This is a genomic window from Streptomyces sp. NPDC093600 (assembly GCF_044764755.1).
Lineage (GTDB): Bacteria > Actinomycetota > Actinomycetes > Streptomycetales > Streptomycetaceae > Streptomyces.
Window position 1 is genome coordinate 1 of the sequence record NZ_JBIWIU010000011.1, and the last position, 18,454, is coordinate 18,454.

Below are 18,454 nucleotides of genomic sequence, written 5' to 3' on the forward strand. Positions count from 1 at the left end.
TACTGCAGGGGGGACCCTGTGGGAGAGTAGGACGCCGCCGAACAATCATTGTGGGAAAGCCCCGCACCTTATGGTGCGGGGCTTTTCTGCGTTTAGGACACAGACATGAAGTGCAGCCGGTGTGGGCCCCCGATCCTCTCAAGGAGTCCACACCGATCAGCAAATCAAAGACGGCCGGCGGCCTTCAGCGCCAGATACGCGTCCGCCAGCGCCGGCGCGAGGTCGTCCGGGGTCGCGTCGACGACTGTGACGCCGTGGCGCTGGAGCTGCTCCGCCGTGCGGCGACGCTGGGCCTGGGCCTGCGTCGCGGCGGCGGCCTCGTAGACGCCGTCGATCGTGCCTCGGGACGCTGCCATCCGCGCGGTGTGCGGGTCGGCGACAGAGGCCACCAGGACCGTGTGCCGCTGGGTGAGCTGAGGGAGCACGGGGAGGAGACCCTCCTCGATCGGAGCCGCGTCCAGGCTGGTCAGCAGGACGAGGAGAGAGCGGCGGGGGGCCCGGGCCAGTGCCGTGGCGGCGAGGCCGCGCGCATCCGTCTCCACGAGCTCCGGCTCCAACGGCGCCATGGCGTTGACCATCGCCGGCAGCACGTCGCCCGCCGACCGGCCCTGCACCTGAGCGCGCAGGCGGCGGTCGTACGCCAGGAGATCGACGCGGTCTCCGGCACGGGAGGCCAGCGCGGTGAGGAGCAGGGCGGCGTCCATCGCGGCGTCGAGGCGGGGCACGTCGCCGACACGGCCGGCCGAGGTGCGGCCGGTGTCCAGGACGATCAGGATGTGCCGGTCGCGCTCCGGGCGCCAGGTGCGTACCGCGACCGTCGTCTGACGGGCCGTTGCCCGCCAGTCGATGGACCGGGTGTCGTCACCGGGGACGTACTCGCGGAGGCTGTCGAACTCGGTGCCCTCGCCGCGGGTGAGGACGCTCGTGCGGCCGTCGAGTTCACGCAGACGGGCCAGCCGTGAGGGCAGATGCTTCCGGCTGGTGAACGGCGGCAGGACACGGACGGTCCCGGGCACCTGGTGACTGCCCTGCCGGGCGGCCAGCCCGAGGGGCCCGTAGGAGCGGACCGTGACGCGCTCCGCGTGGCGGTCGCCCCGGCGGGTGGGATGCAGAGTCGTGGTGACGCGGCGGCGTTCGCCTGCGGGGACCGTCAGCTTCTTGCGGGACGCGGCCTGCTCGGTGCCCGGAAGCCAGCTGCTGGGCGGCCAGGCGTCACGGAGCTGGGCGCGCAGCCGACGGCGGGAGGGGTTGGAGACGGTGAGCTGAACCTCCACCTCGTCACCCAGTCGAACTGTTGTGTCACCGCTTCGAGTGAATCGCAGCGTTCGCACTGGCGCAGCCATCGCGTAGTCGCACAGAATTGCGAGCGAGAGGGGCGCGTTCACGGCGAGCATCCCCGTCCAGCTCGGGGCGAGGATGCCGACGGGGAGCGATCCCAGGGCGGCGAGCAGTGCGGTGCGTCCGGTGAGGGCCATGGGGCGCCGTTCTCAGCGGGGTACGGGGACGTGGGCGAGGATCGAGTTGATGACGGAGTCGGCGGTGACTCCCTCCATCTCGGCCTCGGGCCGCAGCTGGATGCGGTGACGCAGGGTGGGCAGAGCGAGGGCTTTCACATCGTCCGGGGTGACGTAGTCCCGGCCGGTGAGCCAGGCCCAGGCACGGGCGGTGGAGAGCAGAGCGGTGGCGCCTCGGGGGGAGACACCGAGGGTGAGCGAGGGGGATTCACGCGTGGCACGACAGATATCGACGACATAGCCGGCGATCTCGGGGGAGACCGAGGTCTTGGCGACGGCGGCGCGGGCGGCTTCGAGCTCGGCGGGGCCGGCGACCGGACGGACGCCCGCGGCCCGGAGGTCGCGGGGGTTGAAACCGTCGGCATGCCGGGTCAGGACGCTGATCTCGTCGTCGCGGGAGGGCAGCGGGACCGTCAGCTTGAGCAGGAAGCGGTCGAGCTGGGCCTCGGGGAGGGGGTAGGTGCCCTCGTACTCGACCGGGTTCTGGGTCGCGGCGACCAGGAACGGGTCGGGCAGCGGGCGGGGGGTGCCGTCGACCGTTACCTGACGCTCCTCCATCGCCTCCAGGAGCGAGGACTGGGTCTTCGGGGGCGTGCGGTTGATCTCGTCCGCGAGCAGCAGGTTGGTGAAGACCGGACCCGGCTGGAAGGAGAACTCGGCGGTCCGGGCGTCGTAGACGAGTGAGCCGGTGACGTCGCTCGGCATCAGATCGGGGGTGAACTGTACGCGCTTGGTGTCCAGTTCGAGAGCGGCGGCGAGCGCGCGGACCAGCAGGGTCTTGGCGACGCCGGGGACTCCTTCGAGCAGGACATGGCCCCGGCACAGCAGTGCGACGACCAGTCCGGTGACGGCGGGGTCCTGGCCGACCACGGCCTTCGCGATCTCGGTGCGCAGGGCCTCCAGGGAGGCGCGGGCGCTGTCCGAGTTCGTAGGGGTCTCGGGGGTCGGGGCGCTCATGAAGTGCGTACCTCTCTTTCGAGGGCGTCGAGGTGGTCCGCCAGGCGGATGAGAGCGGCGTCGTCGGCGGGAGCCGGGCCGAAGAGAAGGTCCCTGGGGTCTCGGGCGGTCTCGGGGAGACGGGCGGAGAGCGCGGGGAGCAGGGTCTCGAGGGAGTGGGCGTCCTGTGCGGCGACGCCGAGGAGGGGGGCGATCCGGCCACGGGTCGCGGTGCGCAGGACGGAGGCCGCGCGGTCGCGGGCGTTCGCCTTGCGGTAGAGGCGGGCCCGGCCCTCCGTGGCTTCCGAGGCGCGGATGGCGACCGGAAGGCGTTCGGTCACCAGCGGGCCGAGACGGCGGCCGCGCCAGAGAGCGGCGAGGAGGGCGGCGACGGCGAGTTGGAGCGTGCCCCACAGCCAGCCCGAAGGAACGAGGGCGAGAAAGCCGTCGGCGGCGCTGTCATCGGACGTGCCGTCAGGGTCGCCCTCAGTGGCGGAAGCATCCGTGAGAGAAGGGAGGTACCAGACGAGATGAGGCCGCGAGCCGAGGAGTTGCAGAGCGAGCGAGGCGTTGCCCTGCTGGTCCAGACGGTCGTTGTAGAGGATGTCCGGGGAGCCGAGGAGAACGGTGTCGCCGTCCCTGGGGTTCTCGACGGCCACCAGGGACGGCCGGCCGTCGGCGGGGTAGCAGGTCTCGGCGGCGTCGACTGCGGTGACGTACCGCTCGCCGCCGATGTCGACACTGCCCGCGCGGACGGCGGCCGGGAAGGAACACCGGGGCTCGCGGGCGGCCACCGGGGTGCTGGTGGCGGAGGCGATCCCGGGGGCGAGGGTGCCGATGGAGGCGTCGCCGGCCCCGAGGAGAACGGTGCGGCCGCCCGAGGCGTTCATCGCCGCGTAAAGCGTGGACTGCTGAGGGCCGGTCAGCAGATCCGGAGTGGTGACCAGAACGGTCGTGTTCGCGCCGGCCGCGGCGGTGACCTCGTCGAGAGTCGTGGCGATCTGCAGAGTGACGCCCTGCGCCTTGAGGATCTCGGCGACCGCCCGGCTGCCGTTCGGATCGGCGGAACGCGGATCGAGGTGGCCGTGGTGTTCGGTCGAGCGCATGGTCGCGAGGACGAGGCCGCCGATCAGGATCAGACCCAGGACGAGGAGCACCCCGCGGGCGCGGGTCCAGAGCTGACGGGGAGCCAGCGAGGTCGAGGTGGGGCTGGTGCGCTGCCGGCTCATACGGGCGTCCCCGGGGAAGAGAGGTCGAGCGCGGGCTTCGTCCGCTCCAGGGAGACGTCCAGCTGCTCGACACGGCGGTATGCGACCTCGTCGGCCGTGCGGCCGCCGTATGTGACGTCGTCGAAGGTACGGGCGGCCGAGCGCAGTTCGTCCGCGTGGCCGGGCAGGGAGCGGCCCGCCTCCGCGGCGGCCTCGTCGGCGGTGCGACCGGGGCGCGGGTCGAGCACCGTGCGCTCCTCCAGGGAGCGGACGATGGCTCGCATCCGTTCCTGGACGGCCTGGTTCCAGCGGCCGGCGGAGGCGTGCCGGGCGGCGGTCGCGCGGTGCTCGGCTGCCGTGCGGGGGCCTTCCGCGAACAGGGAGTCACCGGTGGCCGGCGTCCGCTGCGGGGTGCCGAGCCGCCACCACAGGGCGCCGATCACGGCGAGCACGACCAGGACGATCACGAGAAAGCCCAGCAGTCCGCCGGGGGTGGCGGAGGCGGCCGCGTCGAAGACGCCGGCGACCCACTCCCAGAAGCGGTCGAGACCGCGCTGGAGCAGATTGGGGTCGTTCTCGTGGTACATCGGCTTGGACAGCTCGCGTTCCGCCGCCTCGCGGGCGGGGACGCGAGGGATCTCCAGCGGTACGTCGTCGGCGACCGGCGGCCCCGCCGTGATCGTGCCCCCCGTGGCCCTCACGCCGTCAGCTCCCGGAGGACGGGTCGCCCGGCGTGGGGCCGTAGCCGGGCAGGCCGGCGGCGCGGGCGAGTTCGAGGTCCAGCGCCTCGCGGCGGATGCGCTGGTCCACGTAGAGGAGGACGGTCACGCCGGCGGAGATCGGGTAGGTGATCGCGCTGGTGATCACTCCACCGATGCCCATGACGATCAGATAGCCCCACCCGAACTCGGGGGCCGTGTCGGAGACCATGTCGGCCATGCTGGTGCCGTCGGCGAAGAGGGCGAGCGCCGTGAACGGCACCACGATGATCAGCGAGAGGATCAACAGCAGCAGCTGGGTGAGGACCGTGATGCCGAAGATCCGCCACCAGGAGCCCTTGACCAGCTTGGCCGAGCGCTTCATCGACGGGATGACGCCCTGCCGCTCCAGCATCAGCGCGGGAGAGGACAGGCTGAAGCGGACCATCAGCCAGACGGCGACGACGAAACCGGCCAGACCGCCGAGGACGGCCAGGGCGATGCCGGCGTCGTCACCGATCAGGAGGCCGGGCAGCAGGCCGATGGTGATGATGACCGGGCTCATCAGCGCGAGCAGCAGCGTCAGGCCGAGCAGTTGAAGCAGCCGGGGCCGGGCTTCGTGCCAGGCGGCACCGACCGTCACGGGGCGGCCCAGGACCGCGCGGCTGATGACGACGGTGAGGAGCGCGGCGCTGACCAGGGTGGCCATCAGCACGATGAGGATCGACGGGGCGGAGCTGAGCAGGGTCACCCGCATGAACTCGCCCAGTTCGGCCATGGCCTCGGCCGGGGTCGCCTCCGGGTTGAGCTCCGGCGGGGTGGGGACGAGATAACGCTGGACGAGGATGTCGACGACCTGCGAGATCACCGCGACCGTGACCGTGACGGCCAGGACCGTGCGCCAGTATCCGCGCAGGGTCGACACCGCGCCGTCGAGGATCTCGCCCATGCCCAGTGGGCGCAGCGGGATCACACCGGGCTTGGCGGCCGGCGGCTTGCCCCAGTGGCCGGGCTGTGCCGGTCCGCCGCCCCAGCCGGGACCGGCGGGAGGCGTCGGGGCCTGACCGGGCACCGGTGCGGTCGGCGGAGACCACTGCCCCGCGGGCGGCTGCTCCTTGGACCACTGGGGGGCGGAACCGTTCGCGTCGCCGGGCTCGGCGGGCCGGGCGGACCCGGAACCGTCTTGACCGTCGGAGGAAGCAGACCCGGGCGAGGCCCAGCCCGGAGAGTCGTTCACGGTCGTCCACCTCGGGGAATGGTCGCGGGGCCGGCTCGGCGAGCCGGCTCGGTCACAGCGGCCGCCTGCCTGTTCGGGTGGCGGGCCGGGAGCCATCGTGCCACGCGGGGACCGCCTGTGGGCGAGGGCCCGTATCTCCTTCTCACGTCCATCGTGGGAGCCCCGGGGGGCAGACTGGGCGGATGCCTGATCAGTGGGCACAAACCGCAGCGGCGACGGATCCGGGAAGCCCGCCCGTCACTGTCATCGGCGGACCACCCGGCCTCGACGGCGGGGTGATTTTCAGCCGAAAGTCGAGCCTTCGCCGGGCCCGGCGGGTGACCCGGTCCGCTCCATGGGCCATACAGCCCTGCTCGGGGTACGGTTCAGGGCGGCTACGGGGGCTACGGGGGTGACATCCATGTCAGACATCAGCACCCACGGACAGGGGCGGCCGACGGTGGACGATCAGGGACGTCATCGCTGGTCAGTGAGGTATCTCACCAGCCGCCTCGCAACTGATACGGAAATGGGATGATGTCGATATGAAGGGACGCGTTCTTGTCGTCGACGACGACACCGCACTTGCCGAGATGCTCGGGATCGTGCTGCGGGGTGAAGGGTTCGAGCCGTCGTTCGTGGCGGACGGTGACAAGGCGCTTGCCGCGTTCCGTGAGGCCAAGCCGGACCTGGTGCTGCTGGACCTGATGCTGCCCGGCAGGGACGGCATCGAGGTGTGCCGGCTCATCAGGGCCGAGTCCGGTGTACCCATCGTCATGCTGACGGCCAAGAGCGACACCGTCGACGTGGTGGTGGGTCTCGAGTCCGGGGCCGACGACTACATCGTGAAGCCGTTCAAGCCGAAGGAGCTCGTCGCCCGTATCCGGGCGCGGCTGCGGCGGTCCGAGGAGCCCGCGCCGGAGCAGCTCTCCATCGGTGACCTGGTCATCGACGTGGCCGGTCACTCGGTGAAGCGGGACGGGCAGTCCATCGCTCTGACGCCGCTCGAGTTCGACCTGCTCGTCGCGCTGGCCCGCAAGCCGTGGCAGGTCTTCACCCGTGAGGTCCTGCTGGAACAGGTCTGGGGCTACCGGCACGCGGCCGACACCCGGCTGGTGAACGTCCACGTGCAGAGGCTGCGCTCGAAGGTCGAGAAGGACCCCGAGCGCCCGGAGATCGTGGTGACCGTCCGCGGTGTCGGTTACAAGGCGGGGCCGAGCTGACATGAGCGCAGGCAGTACTGCTCCGAAGCCCGGCGAGCCGGGCGTCCGGTCGGGGCGGACTGCCGGACCGGGGCGGGGGGGCTCGCGATTCGGCCGTCTGCTCCAGGGCGGGGCGCCGGGCGGACCGGTGCTCCGGCTCTTCGCGCGCTGGGTGCGGCGCCCGCTGCTGCCCGCCGTACGGCTCTGGCGCCGCAACATCCAGCTGCGCGTGGTCGCGGGCACCCTGCTGATGTCGCTCGGTGTGGTGCTGCTCCTCGGCCTGGTCGTCATCGGCCAGGTCCGTAACGGACTGCTCGACGCCAAGGAGAGGGCCGCGCAGAGCCAGGCGGCGGGAGGGTTCTCCGCTGCCCAGGACAAGGCCGCGACCACGCCGAGCGGTCCGGGCGGCCAGAACGGCGGCCGGGCCGGGGCATCGGTGACCTGGCGCTCCACCCTGGTCGAGCAACTCGCCAGCGGCGGCCAGAGCGCCTACAACGTGGTGGCGCTCTCCCTGGAGCGGCCGGAGGGGACCGCGAGCCGCGGCGCCCGTGCCTCCGGTGAGGTCGACCCCGCCACGAGCATCCCCGGCGACCTGCGGCACTCCGTGTCCCAGGGGACGGGCACCTTCCAGACGTACACCCGGATCCACTACACCAACGGCAAGCCCTCCGAGCCCGGCCTGGTGGTCGGCAAGCGGCTCAATGACGCCGAAGGCACGCAGTACGAGCTGTACTACCTCTTCCCGCTGGCCCAGGAGGAGGACTCCCTCGCCCTGGTCAAGGGCACGCTGGCGACCGCCGGGCTGTTCGTCGTGGTGCTGCTCGGCGCCATCGCCTGGCTGGTGGTGCGCCAGATCGTCACCCCGGTGCGGATGGCGGCCGGCATCGTCGAGCGGCTCTCGGCGGGCCGGCTCCAGGAGCGGATGAAGGTCACCGGCGAGGACGACATCGCCCGCCTCGGTGAAGCCTTCAACAAGATGGCGCAGAACCTCCAGCTCAAGATCCAGCAGTTGGAGGAGCTCTCCCGGATGCAGCGGCGGTTCGTCTCGGACGTCTCGCACGAGCTGCGCACACCGCTCACGACCGTGCGGATGGCGGCCGACGTCATCCACGAGGCGCGCGCCGACTTCGACCCGGTCACCGCACGCTCCGCCGAGCTGCTCGGCGACCAGCTCGACCGCTTCGAGTCGCTGCTCTCCGATCTGCTGGAGATCAGCCGCTTCGACGCGGGTGCGGCGGCGCTGGAGGCCGAGCCGATAGATCTGCGGCAGGTCGTACGGCGGGTGATCGGCGGTGCCGAGCCGCTCGTCGAGCGCAAGGGCGGCCGGATCGTGGTCGTCGGCGACGATCAGCCGGTCGTGGCCGAGGCGGACGCCCGGCGGGTCGAGCGCGTGCTGCGCAACCTGGTCGTCAACGCCGTGGAGCACGGCGAGGGCCGCGACGTGATCGTCAAGCTCGCGTCGGCGGGCGGCGCCGTCGCCATCGCGGTACGGGACTACGGCGTGGGGCTCAAGCCCGGCGAGGCGACCCGGGTCTTCAACCGGTTCTGGCGGGCCGACCCGGCACGCGCGCGTACCACTGGAGGAACGGGCCTGGGCCTGTCCATCGCCGTGGAGGACGCCCGGCTGCACGGCGGCTGGCTGCAGGCGTGGGGCGAGCCGGGCGGCGGCTCGCAGTTCCGGCTGACCCTGCCGCGTACGGCGGACGAGCCGCTGCGCGGTTCTCCGATCCCCCTGGAGCCGGAGGACTCGCGGCGCAACCGCGAACAGGCCGCGGCCGGGCCGGTGCGGGAGAGCGGGTCGCGTCTGACCTCGGTGCCGACACAGCCCGCCGGTCACCATCCGGCCCTGCCCGTACCGCCGCGGATGCCCGCGGTCCCGCGGGCGTCCGCGGACCCGACGGCGCTGCCCGGCAGCGGGGCCCGGGTGGTCCCACGGGCCGCGACCGAGGCCGACAGCGATGAGGCGATGGCGTCGACGAACGCCGAGGGGGAGGACAGGACACGTGGGCGCTGACTCCCGAGGACAGCACCCGGGGCGGGGACGGAAGAACGGCGGGACGCGCGCGTGGCCGGCGGGCCGCCGCCCGGAAACCGCCGCAGCGGCGCCCGGCGAGGGTGCTCCGACCGCCGCACCCGGGCACGTCGCGCGCGGGCGGGCGGTGCGGGCGGGGGCCCTGCTCGCGGGCGCACTGCTGGTGGCCGGGTGCGCGTCGATGCCGGACAGCGGTGACGTACGCCCGGTGAAGGCGTCCAACCCGGGGGACTCGCAGGTGCGGGTGTACGCCGTGCAGCCGCGGGAGAACGCGGATCCGGTCGAGATCGTCGACGGCTTCCTGGAGGCCATGACGAGTGACGACCCCGGCTTCGCCACCGCCCGCACCTATCTGACCGAGCAGGCCGCGCGGGCCTGGAAGCCGGAGCAGCGGATCACCGTGCTCACCACGGCGCCGGACCGCGGCCAGGCGGACCGGCCCACCGACCCGGAAACACCGGGGCGGTCCTACCCCATCGAGGGCCGGCAGATCGCGACCGTCGACGGCCGGCACGCTTATAAGCCGGTCGGTCCCGTCGACTTCCGCGACTCGATCCACGTCGTGCAGCAGCCCACCGCCGACGGCAAGGGTAGCGAGTGGCGCATCGACCGCCTCCCGCCGGGCCTGGTGCTCAGCGAGGCCGACTTCCAGCGCAACTACCGCTCCGTCGACACGTACTACTTCGCCTCCGGTGAGGACTGGCTCGTCGCCGACCCGGTCTACATCCGGCAGCGGCAGGACCCGGCCACCCGGATGGATCCTGTGACGCAGACCGTCAAGGCGCTGCTCTCGGGACCGACGAACTGGCTGGAGCCGGCCGTCGATTCGAGTTTCCCCTCCGGGACGGCGCTGAAGGACGGCATCACAACGCTGTCCACGGACGACCAGTCCACGCTCAAGGTGCCGCTGAACTCCAAGGCCGACCATGTCGGCGGGGCGGTGTGCCGGCGGATGGCGGCGCAGCTGCTGCTCACCCTGGGCGACCTGACCTCCGTACGGGTGGAGCAGGTCGAGCTGCAGCGCGGGTCGGACGGCGGGCGGCTGTGCTCCATGGGCAAGCAGGCGGCGCTGGAGTTCGCGCCGGTACGGGACTCGGGCCGGGCGGAGAACCCGTTCTACGTCGACGAGACCGGCAAGCTGATGGCCGTACCGGTCGGCGACAAGGCCAACGAGGAGCAGGACGGGACGCTCGGCCCGTTCGGCAGGGGGGCGATGCCGCTGCGGTCGGTGGCCGTGGACCGTGACGAGCGCCGGGCGGCCGGCGTGGGCAAGGACGGCCACGAGCTGCGGGTGGCGTCGATCCTCTCCGACCACGAGCTGCGTCCCGCCCTGGTGCGGAGCAACGCCGTCCGGCCCGAGGACCGGCTGTCGGCGCCGAGTTGGGACGGCCGGGGCGACCTGTGGGTGGCGGACCGCGACCCGGTGAGGCCGCGTCTGTGGATGATCCCGGACGGCGAGGGAGAGCCCGTGGAGGTCCGCGCCCCCTGGCTCGCGGACGGCGACCGTCTGGAGTCCCTGCGGGTCTCCGCGGACGGCGTACGGATCGCGCTGCTGCTCAAGGCGGAGGACGGGGGCACCACGCTGAAGATCGGGCGCGTGGAGCGGGACGGCGGCGAAAGCCGGCCGGTCGTCTCGGTCGATGCGCTGCTGCCCGTGGCGCCGCACATGGAGGCGGTCACGGCCGTGTCCTGGGCCGGGCCGAGCCGGCTCGTCGTGGTCGGCAAGGAGGCCGGCGGCGTGCAGCAGGTGCGCTACATCCAGACGGACGGCGCGACCTCCGCCTCGTCGCTGCTGCCCGGCCTCAACGGTGTCACGGCGGTCGCCGCGCCCCACGACGACCGGGCCCCCGTGGTGGCCGACTCAGGAAACGACGGCATCGTGCGGCTCGTGCCGGGTGCGAACTGGCAGCGGTTGGCCGACGTGTCGGGCTCCGCGCCGGTTTATCCGGGGTAGCCGCCCGGACCTCCCGCCCCGCCCGGCGCCCGTTGTCCACAGGGGTGGCCGGGGCGGGCCGCCAGGAGGACAGTGGAGCCATGCGGGGGTGGTGGCGCGAGATCGCCGGGCTGGTGCTGCCGGTCGCCTGCGGAGGCTGCGGCAGGGCCCGCGTCGAACTGTGCCCGCCGTGCCGCGCGGAGCTGACGGGTCCCGGACCGCGCCGGGTCCGGCCCGCTCCCGAGCCGGCGGGGCTGCCGGTCGTCCACGCGGCGGCGCCCTACGCCGATGCCGTACGGTCCGTGCTCCTCGCCCACAAGGAGCGCGGCGCGCTCTTCCTCGCCAGGCCCCTGGGCGATGCGCTGGCCGAGGCCGTGAAGGCCGCTGCCGGGCCCTGGGACGCCGCTGGGGCCGGTCCCCTTCTCCTCGTACCGGTGCCCTCGTCGCGGCGGTCGGTGCGAGCGCGTGGCCACGATCCGACACGGCGGATCGCGCTGGCCGCGGCGGGCAGGCTGCGCCGTTCGGGTCGGGCGGCCCGGGTGATTCCGCTGCTCCGCCAGCGCCGGGAGGTGGCCGACCAGGCGGGCCTGGGCGCCCGGGGCCGACTCGCCAACCTGGCCGGAGCGCTCGAGGTCGTGCCCGGCGGCGCGCGACTGGCTGGGCGGGGCCGTGTGGTGCTGGTGGACGATCTGATGACCACGGGTGCCTCGCTGGCCGAGGCGGCACGGGCACTGCGTGCCGTACACCCGCCGTTCGATCCAGGATTAAGCGACGGCGGGGCGGAAACCCGATTCGTACAGCCGGTGGCGGCGGTCGTCGCTTGTTCTCCCTCATCGTTCGAAATAAACCGGAACTGACGGGGAACTTGCGTCGTTGCAGGTGGTGAGAGGTGGAAACACCCGAACGGAGGTAAGTGGCGGCAGCGGGTGCCGACACCCGTCCGAACGAGCTATGTTCGGTTGTGAGGAATGGCGAATGCCATGCCTCACCGATTGCACGGGTGCGCCTGGAGGACAGGAGTTCAGGGCGAATTAACCTCCGCTTGGTGGGGTGGATACCTTCCCCGCTGGGGAGGAGGAGGTGAAAGTCGCCAAGTCCGAGACTCCGGTGAACACCGGGGTCTGGTGCAAAGGGAGAGGCCCAGCGGCCGAGGTGCCGGTCTGGGCGATCCGGGAACGGAGTTCTGCGTGGACATCGTCGTCAAGGGCCGCAAGACCGAGGTGCCCGAGCGGTTCCGCAAGCACGTGGCCGAGAAGCTGAAGCTGGAGAAGATCCAGAAGCTCGACGGCAAGGTGATCAGCCTCGACGTCGAGGTGTCCAAGGAGCACAACCCGCGGCAGGCCGACCGGTCCGACCGCGTGGAGATCACCCTCCACTCCCGAGGCCCGGTGATCCGGGCGGAAGCGGCAGCAGGCGACCCGTACGCAGCGCTCGACCTCGCCAGCGACAAGCTGGAGGCACGACTGCGCAAGCAGCACGACAAGCGGCACACCCGCCGCGGCAGCGGCAGGATCTCGGCGGCCGAGGTCGCCGACGTGGTGCCGGGTGTCGCACGGCTCAACGGAAGCGGAGAGCCGGCCGGCGAAGAGACCAGCGCGGTGCCCACCAGGATGATGGGCTCGCTGGAAGTGCAGGGCGAAGGCCCGCTGGTGGTACGCGAGAAGACGCACAGGGCCGCACCCATGACCCTCGACCAGGCGCTCTACGAGATGGAGCTGGTCGGGCACGACTTCTATCTGTTCGTCGACTCCGACAACAAGCAGCCGAGCGTCGTCTACCGGCGACACGCGTACGACTACGGCGTCATCCACCTGGAGAGCGACCCGCTCGCCGAGGGCGGCGGCGCCGGTGGTGCCCTCGGCGGCTGACCTCGGCCCCCCGGCGCACCACACATGACCGTTCTGGTGCCCCTGGAGCGCCCTGTGCGCCCCCAGGGGCACCCCCGTGCGACCACGGGATCACCGCGCCGGCGTCGGGGCATGAAATCATGGCGTGCACGCCAACCGGTGCTCGTCGAGCAGCGGTTGGAGGACCGAACACGACTTCAGGCCACGGCCTTCAGGGGGAGGAACGATGGCGGACAGCTTCGGGCCGGTGCACGGCGGGCGGGAGCCCGATCGCGCGGCCACCCCGGAGGCATCGGATCCGGCCAACGGGGGGTCCCGCAAGGAGCCGATCCGGGTCCTGGTGGTGGACGACCACGCACTTTTCCGTCGCGGACTGGAGATCGTCCTCGCCCAGGAGGAGGACATCCAGGTCGTCGGCGAGGCGGGCGACGGGGCCGAGGCCGTCGACAAGGCCGCGGATCTGCTGCCGGACATCGTGCTGATGGATGTGCGCATGCCCAAGCGCGGCGGGATCGAGGCCTGTACCTCCATCAAGGAGGTGGCCCCCAGCGCGAAGATCATCATGCTGACGATCAGCGACGAGGAGGCCGATCTCTACGACGCGATCAAGGCGGGCGCGACCGGATATCTTCTGAAGGAGATCTCCACCGACGAGGTCGCCACCGCGATTCGCGCGGTCGCCGACGGCCAGTCGCAGATCAGCCCCTCGATGGCGTCGAAACTCCTCACCGAGTTCAAGTCGATGATCCAGCGGACGGACGAACGCAGGCTGGTGCCCGCACCCCGGCTCACCGACCGTGAGCTGGAGGTTCTCAAACTCGTGGCGACCGGAATGAACAACCGCGACATCGCCAAGGAATTGTTCATCTCCGAGAACACCGTGAAGAACCACGTCCGCAACATCCTGGAGAAGCTCCAGCTGCACTCCAGGATGGAAGCGGTCGTCTACGCGATGCGGGAGAAGATCCTCGAAATCAGGTGAGGGCGGCGGTGAGCCGCGCGGCGAGCTCCGGGCGGTCGGTCCGCTCGATCCGGACGCTGTCGCAGCCCACCCACTCGGCCGCCTCACGCAGCGCCGTCGCCATCGGCTCGACCGCCTTCGGGGAGTCCAGCGAGACCTGCCTGGCCACCAGCGTCCTGCCCTCGCGCGCCGGGTCGACCCGGCCGAGGAGCCTGCCGCCCGACAGCAGCGGCATCGCGAAATAGCCGTGCACCCGCTTCTGCTTCGGTACGTACGCCTCCAGCCGGTGGGTGAAGCCGAAGATCCGCTCCGTGCGAGCCCGCTCCCAGATCAGCGAGTCGAACGGTGACAGCAGGGTCGTGCGGTGCCGTCCACGTGGTTCGGTGGCCAGGGCGGCCGGATCGGCCCAGGCCGGCTTGGCCCAGCCCGCCACCGTGACCGGTACCAGCCCGGAGGCCTCCACCACGGCGTCGAACGCCTCGCCCTTGATCCGGTGGTAGTCGGCGATGTCCGCGCGCGTGCCCACGCCCAGCGCCTCTCCCGCCTGCCGCACCAGCCGCCGCAGGCACTCGGTGTCGTCCAGGTCGTCATGGAGCAGCGCGTCCGGGATCGCCCGTTCCGCCAGGTCGTAGACCCGCTTCCAGCCGCGTCGCTCGGTGCAGACCACCTCGCCGTACATCAGCGCCCGCTCGACGGCGACCTTCGACTCGGACCAGTCCCACCACTCGCCCTTGTTCTTCGCGCCGCCCAGTTCCGTCGCGGTCTGCGGGCCCTCGGCCCGCAGCTGCTTGATCACCGCGTCGTACGCCCCGTCCGACAGCTCGTGGGACCACTGCGGACGGGTGCGGTAGGCGCGGCGGCGGAAGGCGAAGAGCGGCCACTCCTCGACGGGCAGGATGCAGGCCGCGTGCGACCAGTACTCGAAGGCGTGCGTCTGGGTCCAGTACGCCTCCTCCACCGTCGTACGGCCCACCGCGCCCAGGCGCGCGTACGGGATGAGCTCGTGCGAACGCGCCAGGACCGAGATCGTGTCGAGCTGGACCTGGCCGAGATGGCGCAGCACCCCCCGCACCCCGGCCCGGCGGTCGGGCGCACCCAGGAAACCCTGGGCCCGCAGGGCGATCCGGCGGGCCTGGTCGGCGGAGAGTTCGACAGCGGGCGGCGGCACAGTCGTCATGCTCCGCACCCTAGAGGCAGGCACTGACACCGCGGCCGGCGTCCGCCGCGGGCAGATACGGCAGCGGCCCCGGCAGGCCGAGGTCGGAGGGGAGCAGCGAGGCGATCCAGCAGTCGCGGAGCGTGCCCCGGTGGGTGAGCCCGGCGCGCTCGACACCCTCCATACGGAAACCGCTCCGCTCGGCGACCGTGCGCGAGCCCGTGTTGCCGACCTCCGCCCGCCACACCACCCGGTGGCAGCCGCCCTCGGTGAAGGCCCACCGGGACAGCGCGCCGACCGCTTCCGTCACGTAACCCCGGGCGCGGTGCTCCTTGACGGCCCAGAAACCGACCTCCCGGACGCCCGGACCGCGCTCGTGAAGACCGGCCGCGGCGATCAGCGGCCCGCCGTCCCGGGGCTCGACGGCGAAGGTGTACTCCGCGCCACCGCGCCACCCGTCCGGCACGAGCCGCTCGAGGAAGTACGCGGCGTCCTGGCGGGTGTACGGCGAGGGCACCGTCGTCCAGCGCTGGATGTCGGGGTCCTGGCAGGCGGCGAAGACCGCCTCCACGTCCTCCGGGACGAAGGGGCGCAGTCGCAGCCGCTCGGTGGTCAGCGTGATGGGTTCCATGACGGGATTGTGGTGATGGGGCCGCCGGTGTGCGAACGGTTTTCGGAGCCCGCGGCACCTTCCGAGCGTCTGGTGCGTTGTCTTTCCGGGCGCCGGTGAACCCTCCGGGCACTGCGGGCCTCCCGGGGCGGCGGCGGTCTCGCTTACGATGGCCGTTGCGGTGGGGACCACCTGCCGTGCCCGCGCCCGAGTCATGACAAGACCCAGTGCCAGGCCCGACCGGCAAGGAGACCAGCCTCAGTGTCCGTCTTCAACAAGCTCATGCGTGCAGGCGAAGGCAAGATCCTGCGCAAACTGCACCGCATCGCGGACCAGGTCAACTCCATCGAAGAGGACTTCGTCAACCTCTCCGACGCCGAGTTGCGGGCGCTCACCGAGGAGTACAAGCAGCGGTACGCCGACGGTGAGAGCCTCGACGACCTGCTCCCCGAGGCCTTCGCGACCGTCCGCGAGGCCGCCAAGCGCGTCCTCGGCCAGCGTCACTACGACGTCCAGCTGATGGGCGGCGCCGCCCTGCACCTCGGCTATGTGGCCGAGATGAAGACCGGTGAGGGCAAGACCCTCGTCGGTACGCTCCCGGCGTACCTGAACGCGCTGTCCGGCAAGGGCGTCCACCTGATCACGGTGAACGACTACCTCGCCGAGCGCGACTCCGAGCTCATGGGCCGGGTGCACAAGTTCCTCGGCCTCACCGTCGGCTGCATCCTGGCCAACATGACGCCGGCCCAGCGCCGTGAGCAGTACGCCTGCGACATCACGTACGGCACGAACAACGAGTTCGGCTTCGACTACCTCCGCGACAACATGGCGTGGTCCAAGGACGAGCTCGTCCAGCGCGGCCACAACTTCGCCTGTGTCGACGAGGTCGACTCCATCCTGGTCGACGAGGCCCGTACGCCGCTGATCATCTCCGGCCCGGCCGACCAGGCCACGAAGTGGTACGGCGACTTCGCCAAGCTGGTCACCCGCCTCACCAGGGGTGAGCCCGGCAACCCGCTCAAGGGCATCGAGGAGACCGGCGACTACGAGGTCGACGAGAAGAAGCGCACCGTCGGCATCCACGAGTCCGGTGTCGCCAAGGTCGAGGACTGGCTGGGCATCGACAACCTGTACGAGTCGGTGAACACCCCGCTCGTCGGTTATCTGAACAACGCCATCAAGGCCAAGGAACTGTTCAAGAAGGACAAGGACTACGTCGTCATCGACGGCGAAGTCATGATCGTCGACGAGCACACCGGCCGTATCCTCGCCGGCCGCCGCTACAACGAGGGCATGCACCAGGCGATCGAGGCGAAGGAAGGGGTGGACATCAAGGACGAGAACCAGACCCTCGCCACGATCACCCTGCAGAACTTCTTCCGCCTCTACGACAAGCTCTCCGGCATGACCGGTACGGCCATGACCGAGGCCGCGGAGTTCCACCAGATCTACAAGCTCGGTGTCGTCCCGATCCCGACGAACAGGCCGATGATCCGCAAGGACCAGTCGGACCTGATCTACCGCACCGAGGTCGCGAAGTTCGCCGCCGTCGTCGACGACATCGCGGAGAAGCACGAGAAGGGCCAGCCGATCCTCGTCGGTACGACGTCGGTCGAGAAGTCCGAGTACCTCTCCCAGCAGCTCTCCAAGCGGGGCATCCAGCACGAGGTGCTCAACGCCAAGCAGCACGACCGTGAGGCGACGATCGTCGCCCAGGCCGGCCGCAAGGGAGCCGTCACGGTCGCCACGAACATGGCCGGCCGAGGCACCGACATCAAGCTGGGCGGCAACCCGGACGACCTCGCCGAGGCCGAGCTGCGCCAGGCCGGTCTGGACCCGGTCGAGGACGCCGAGGAGTGGGCCGCGGCCCTCCCCGCCGCCCTGGAGCGCGCCGAGCTCGCCGTGAAGGCGGAGTTCGAGGAGGTCAAGTCGCTCGGCGGCCTGTACGTCCTGGGCACCGAGCGCCACGAGTCCCGCCGGATCGACAACCAGCTGCGCGGCCGTTCCGGCCGTCAGGGTGACCCGGGCGAGTCCCGCTTCTACCTCTCCCTCGGTGACGACCTGATGCGCCTGTTCAAGGCCCAGATGGTCGAGCGGGTCATGGCCATGGCCAATGTGCCCGACGACGTGCCGATCGAGAACAAGATGGTCACGCGCGCGATCGCCTCCGCCCAGTCCCAGGTGGAGACCCAGAACTTCGAGACGCGTAAGAACGTCCTGAAGTACGACGAGGTCCTCAACCGGCAGCGCGAGGTCATCTACGGCGAGCGTCGCCGCGTCCTGGAGGGCGAGGACCTGCACGAGCAGATCCGCCACTTCATGGACGACACGATCGACGACTACATCCGCCAGGAGACGGCCGAGGGCTTCGCGGAGGAGTGGGACCTCGACCGGCTGTGGACCGCGTTCAAGCAGCTCTACCCGATCAAGGTCACCGTCGAGGAGCTGGAGGAGGCGGCCGGCGACCGCGCGGGCATCACCGCCGAGTTCATCGCCGAGTCCGTCAAGGACGATATCCACGAGCAGTACGACGCCCGTGAGAAGTCGCTCGGCTCGGACATCATGCGCGAGCTGGAGCGCCGCGTGGTCCTCTCGGTGCTCGACCGCAAGTGGCGCGAGCACCTCTACGAGATGGACTACCTCCAGGAGGGCATCGGCCTGCGCGCGATGGCGCAGAAGGACCCGCTGGTCGAGTACCAGCGCGAGGGCTTCGACATGTTCACCGCGATGATGGAGGGCATCAAGGAGGAGTCCGTCGGCTATCTGTTCAACCTGGAGGTCCAGGTCGAGCAGCAGGTCGAGGAGGTCCCGGTGCAGGACGCGGCGGCGAAGACCTCGCTGGACAAGAAGGACGCGGTGCCCGCGGGTGCCGGCCGTCCGGAGATCCGGGCCAAGGGGCTCGACGCCCCGCAGCGGCCGGACCGGCTGCACTTCTCCGCGCCGAAGGTGGACGGTGACGGCTCGGTCGTCGAGGGCGACTTCATCGCCGACGGCGCCGTCTCCTCCGGCGACGGGATGACGCGCGCGGAGCGCCGCAAGGCGCAGAAGAGCGGTGGCGGCGGCCGCCGCCGCAAGAAGTAACGGCGGCCGGCGGCACGGGCTGCTGTACGGGAAGGGGTCGGGCACCTGAAGAGGTGGCCG

The 18,454-nt window shown here is 71.3% G+C and carries 14 protein-coding genes; 7 read left to right on the forward strand and 7 right to left on the reverse strand.

Features of this window, described 5'->3' with window-relative positions; all coding sequences use genetic code 11:
- Positions 1–164: 164 nt before the first annotated feature.
- Genes ACIRB4_RS24670 through ACIRB4_RS24690 form a run of 5 tightly spaced genes read right to left on the reverse strand, consistent with a single transcriptional unit; the run spans position 165 to position 5,593 of the window.
- On the reverse strand, positions 165–1,475 hold the full coding sequence (locus tag ACIRB4_RS24670; protein ID WP_403294333.1) for a DUF58 domain-containing protein: 1,311 nt from the start codon (positions 1,473–1,475) through the stop codon (positions 165–167).
- Between the two features lie 12 nt (positions 1,476–1,487).
- On the reverse strand, positions 1,488–2,471 hold the full coding sequence (locus ACIRB4_RS24675; protein ID WP_403294334.1) for an AAA family ATPase: 984 nt from the start codon (positions 2,469–2,471) through the stop codon (positions 1,488–1,490).
- The gene (locus ACIRB4_RS24680; protein WP_403294335.1) at positions 2,468–3,679 is read right to left on the reverse strand and encodes a DUF4350 domain-containing protein; all 1,212 of its coding nucleotides are present in this window, start codon (positions 3,677–3,679) and stop codon (positions 2,468–2,470) included. Before ACIRB4_RS24680 ends, ACIRB4_RS24675 begins: the two co-directional genes overlap by 4 nt.
- Positions 3,676–4,359, reverse strand: coding sequence for a DUF4129 domain-containing protein (locus ACIRB4_RS24685; protein ID WP_403294337.1), 684 nt, complete (start codon positions 4,357–4,359; stop codon positions 3,676–3,678). Before ACIRB4_RS24685 ends, ACIRB4_RS24680 begins: the two co-directional genes overlap by 4 nt.
- Before the next feature lie 4 nt (positions 4,360–4,363).
- The gene (locus ACIRB4_RS24690; RefSeq protein ID WP_403294338.1) at positions 4,364–5,593 is read right to left on the reverse strand and encodes a hypothetical protein; all 1,230 of its coding nucleotides are present in this window, start codon (positions 5,591–5,593) and stop codon (positions 4,364–4,366) included.
- Positions 5,594–6,117: 524 nt separating this feature from the next.
- Between ACIRB4_RS24690 and mtrA the strand changes: the two genes are divergently transcribed.
- From mtrA to ACIRB4_RS24720, 6 genes are all read left to right on the forward strand, one after another.
- Positions 6,118–6,795, forward strand: a complete 678-nt coding sequence (gene mtrA, locus ACIRB4_RS24695; RefSeq protein WP_356889901.1) for a two-component system response regulator MtrA — start codon at positions 6,118–6,120, stop codon at positions 6,793–6,795.
- Position 6,796: 1 nt separating this feature from the next.
- Positions 6,797–8,788: an MtrAB system histidine kinase MtrB gene (gene mtrB / locus ACIRB4_RS24700; RefSeq protein ID WP_403294339.1), complete on the forward strand. Its 1,992-nt coding sequence runs from the start codon at positions 6,797–6,799 to the stop codon at positions 8,786–8,788.
- A 199-nt stretch (positions 8,789–8,987) separates the two neighbouring features.
- Positions 8,988–10,760 (forward strand): LpqB family beta-propeller domain-containing protein, encoded by a 1,773-nt coding sequence (locus tag ACIRB4_RS24705; protein WP_403294523.1) that lies wholly within the window; start codon positions 8,988–8,990, stop codon positions 10,758–10,760.
- A gap of 80 nt (positions 10,761–10,840) precedes the next feature.
- On the forward strand, positions 10,841–11,596 hold the full coding sequence (locus ACIRB4_RS24710) for a ComF family protein (protein WP_403294341.1): 756 nt from the start codon (positions 10,841–10,843) through the stop codon (positions 11,594–11,596).
- Between the two features lie 330 nt (positions 11,597–11,926).
- On the forward strand, positions 11,927–12,607 hold the full coding sequence (gene hpf / locus ACIRB4_RS24715; protein WP_403294342.1) for a ribosome hibernation-promoting factor, HPF/YfiA family: 681 nt from the start codon (positions 11,927–11,929) through the stop codon (positions 12,605–12,607).
- Positions 12,608–12,812: 205 nt separating this feature from the next.
- Positions 12,813–13,568 carry a response regulator gene (locus tag ACIRB4_RS24720; protein WP_403294343.1) on the forward strand — a complete coding sequence of 252 codons (756 nt, stop codon included), beginning with the start codon at positions 12,813–12,815 and terminating at the stop codon, positions 13,566–13,568.
- On the opposite strand, the gene ACIRB4_RS24725 is transcribed toward ACIRB4_RS24720, so the two are convergent.
- Both ACIRB4_RS24725 and ACIRB4_RS24730 read right to left on the reverse strand, forming a co-directional pair.
- Complete coding sequence (locus tag ACIRB4_RS24725) at positions 13,561–14,724, reverse strand: winged helix-turn-helix domain-containing protein (RefSeq protein WP_403294344.1); 1,164 nt, start codon at positions 14,722–14,724, stop codon at positions 13,561–13,563. The two genes, ACIRB4_RS24720 and ACIRB4_RS24725, sit on opposite strands and share 8 nt — an antisense overlap.
- A gap of 10 nt (positions 14,725–14,734) precedes the next feature.
- On the reverse strand, positions 14,735–15,334 hold the full coding sequence (locus ACIRB4_RS24730; RefSeq protein ID WP_403294345.1) for a GNAT family N-acetyltransferase: 600 nt from the start codon (positions 15,332–15,334) through the stop codon (positions 14,735–14,737).
- A 240-nt stretch (positions 15,335–15,574) separates the two neighbouring features.
- Here ACIRB4_RS24730 and secA point away from each other — a divergent pair, with 240 nt between their 5' ends.
- Positions 15,575–18,394 (forward strand): preprotein translocase subunit SecA, encoded by a 2,820-nt coding sequence (secA, locus tag ACIRB4_RS24735; RefSeq protein ID WP_403294346.1) that lies wholly within the window; start codon positions 15,575–15,577, stop codon positions 18,392–18,394.
- Positions 18,395–18,454 lie beyond the last annotated feature (60 nt).

What these genes read in the sequence shown, in the direction of transcription:
- ACIRB4_RS24670 (WP_403294333.1), bottom strand. Translation starts at nt 1,475, where the DNA reads ATGGCCCTCACCGGACGCACCGCACTGCTCGCCGCCCTGGGATCGCTC.
- ACIRB4_RS24675 (WP_403294334.1), bottom strand. Translation starts at nt 2,471, where the DNA reads ATGAGCGCCCCGACCCCCGAGACCCCTACGAACTCGGACAGCGCCCGC.
- ACIRB4_RS24680 (WP_403294335.1), bottom strand. Translation starts at nt 3,679, where the DNA reads ATGAGCCGGCAGCGCACCAGCCCCACCTCGACCTCGCTGGCTCCCCGT.
- mtrA (WP_356889901.1), top strand. Translation starts at nt 6,118, where the DNA reads ATGAAGGGACGCGTTCTTGTCGTCGACGACGACACCGCACTTGCCGAG.
- mtrB (WP_403294339.1), top strand. Translation starts at nt 6,797, where the DNA reads ATGAGCGCAGGCAGTACTGCTCCGAAGCCCGGCGAGCCGGGCGTCCGG.
- ACIRB4_RS24705 (WP_403294523.1), top strand. Translation starts at nt 8,988, where the DNA reads ATGCCGGACAGCGGTGACGTACGCCCGGTGAAGGCGTCCAACCCGGGG.
- ACIRB4_RS24710 (WP_403294341.1), top strand. Translation starts at nt 10,841, where the DNA reads ATGCGGGGGTGGTGGCGCGAGATCGCCGGGCTGGTGCTGCCGGTCGCC.
- ACIRB4_RS24720 (WP_403294343.1), top strand. Translation starts at nt 12,813, where the DNA reads ATGGCGGACAGCTTCGGGCCGGTGCACGGCGGGCGGGAGCCCGATCGC.
- ACIRB4_RS24725 (WP_403294344.1), bottom strand. Translation starts at nt 14,724, where the DNA reads ATGACGACTGTGCCGCCGCCCGCTGTCGAACTCTCCGCCGACCAGGCC.
- ACIRB4_RS24730 (WP_403294345.1), bottom strand. Translation starts at nt 15,334, where the DNA reads ATGGAACCCATCACGCTGACCACCGAGCGGCTGCGACTGCGCCCCTTC.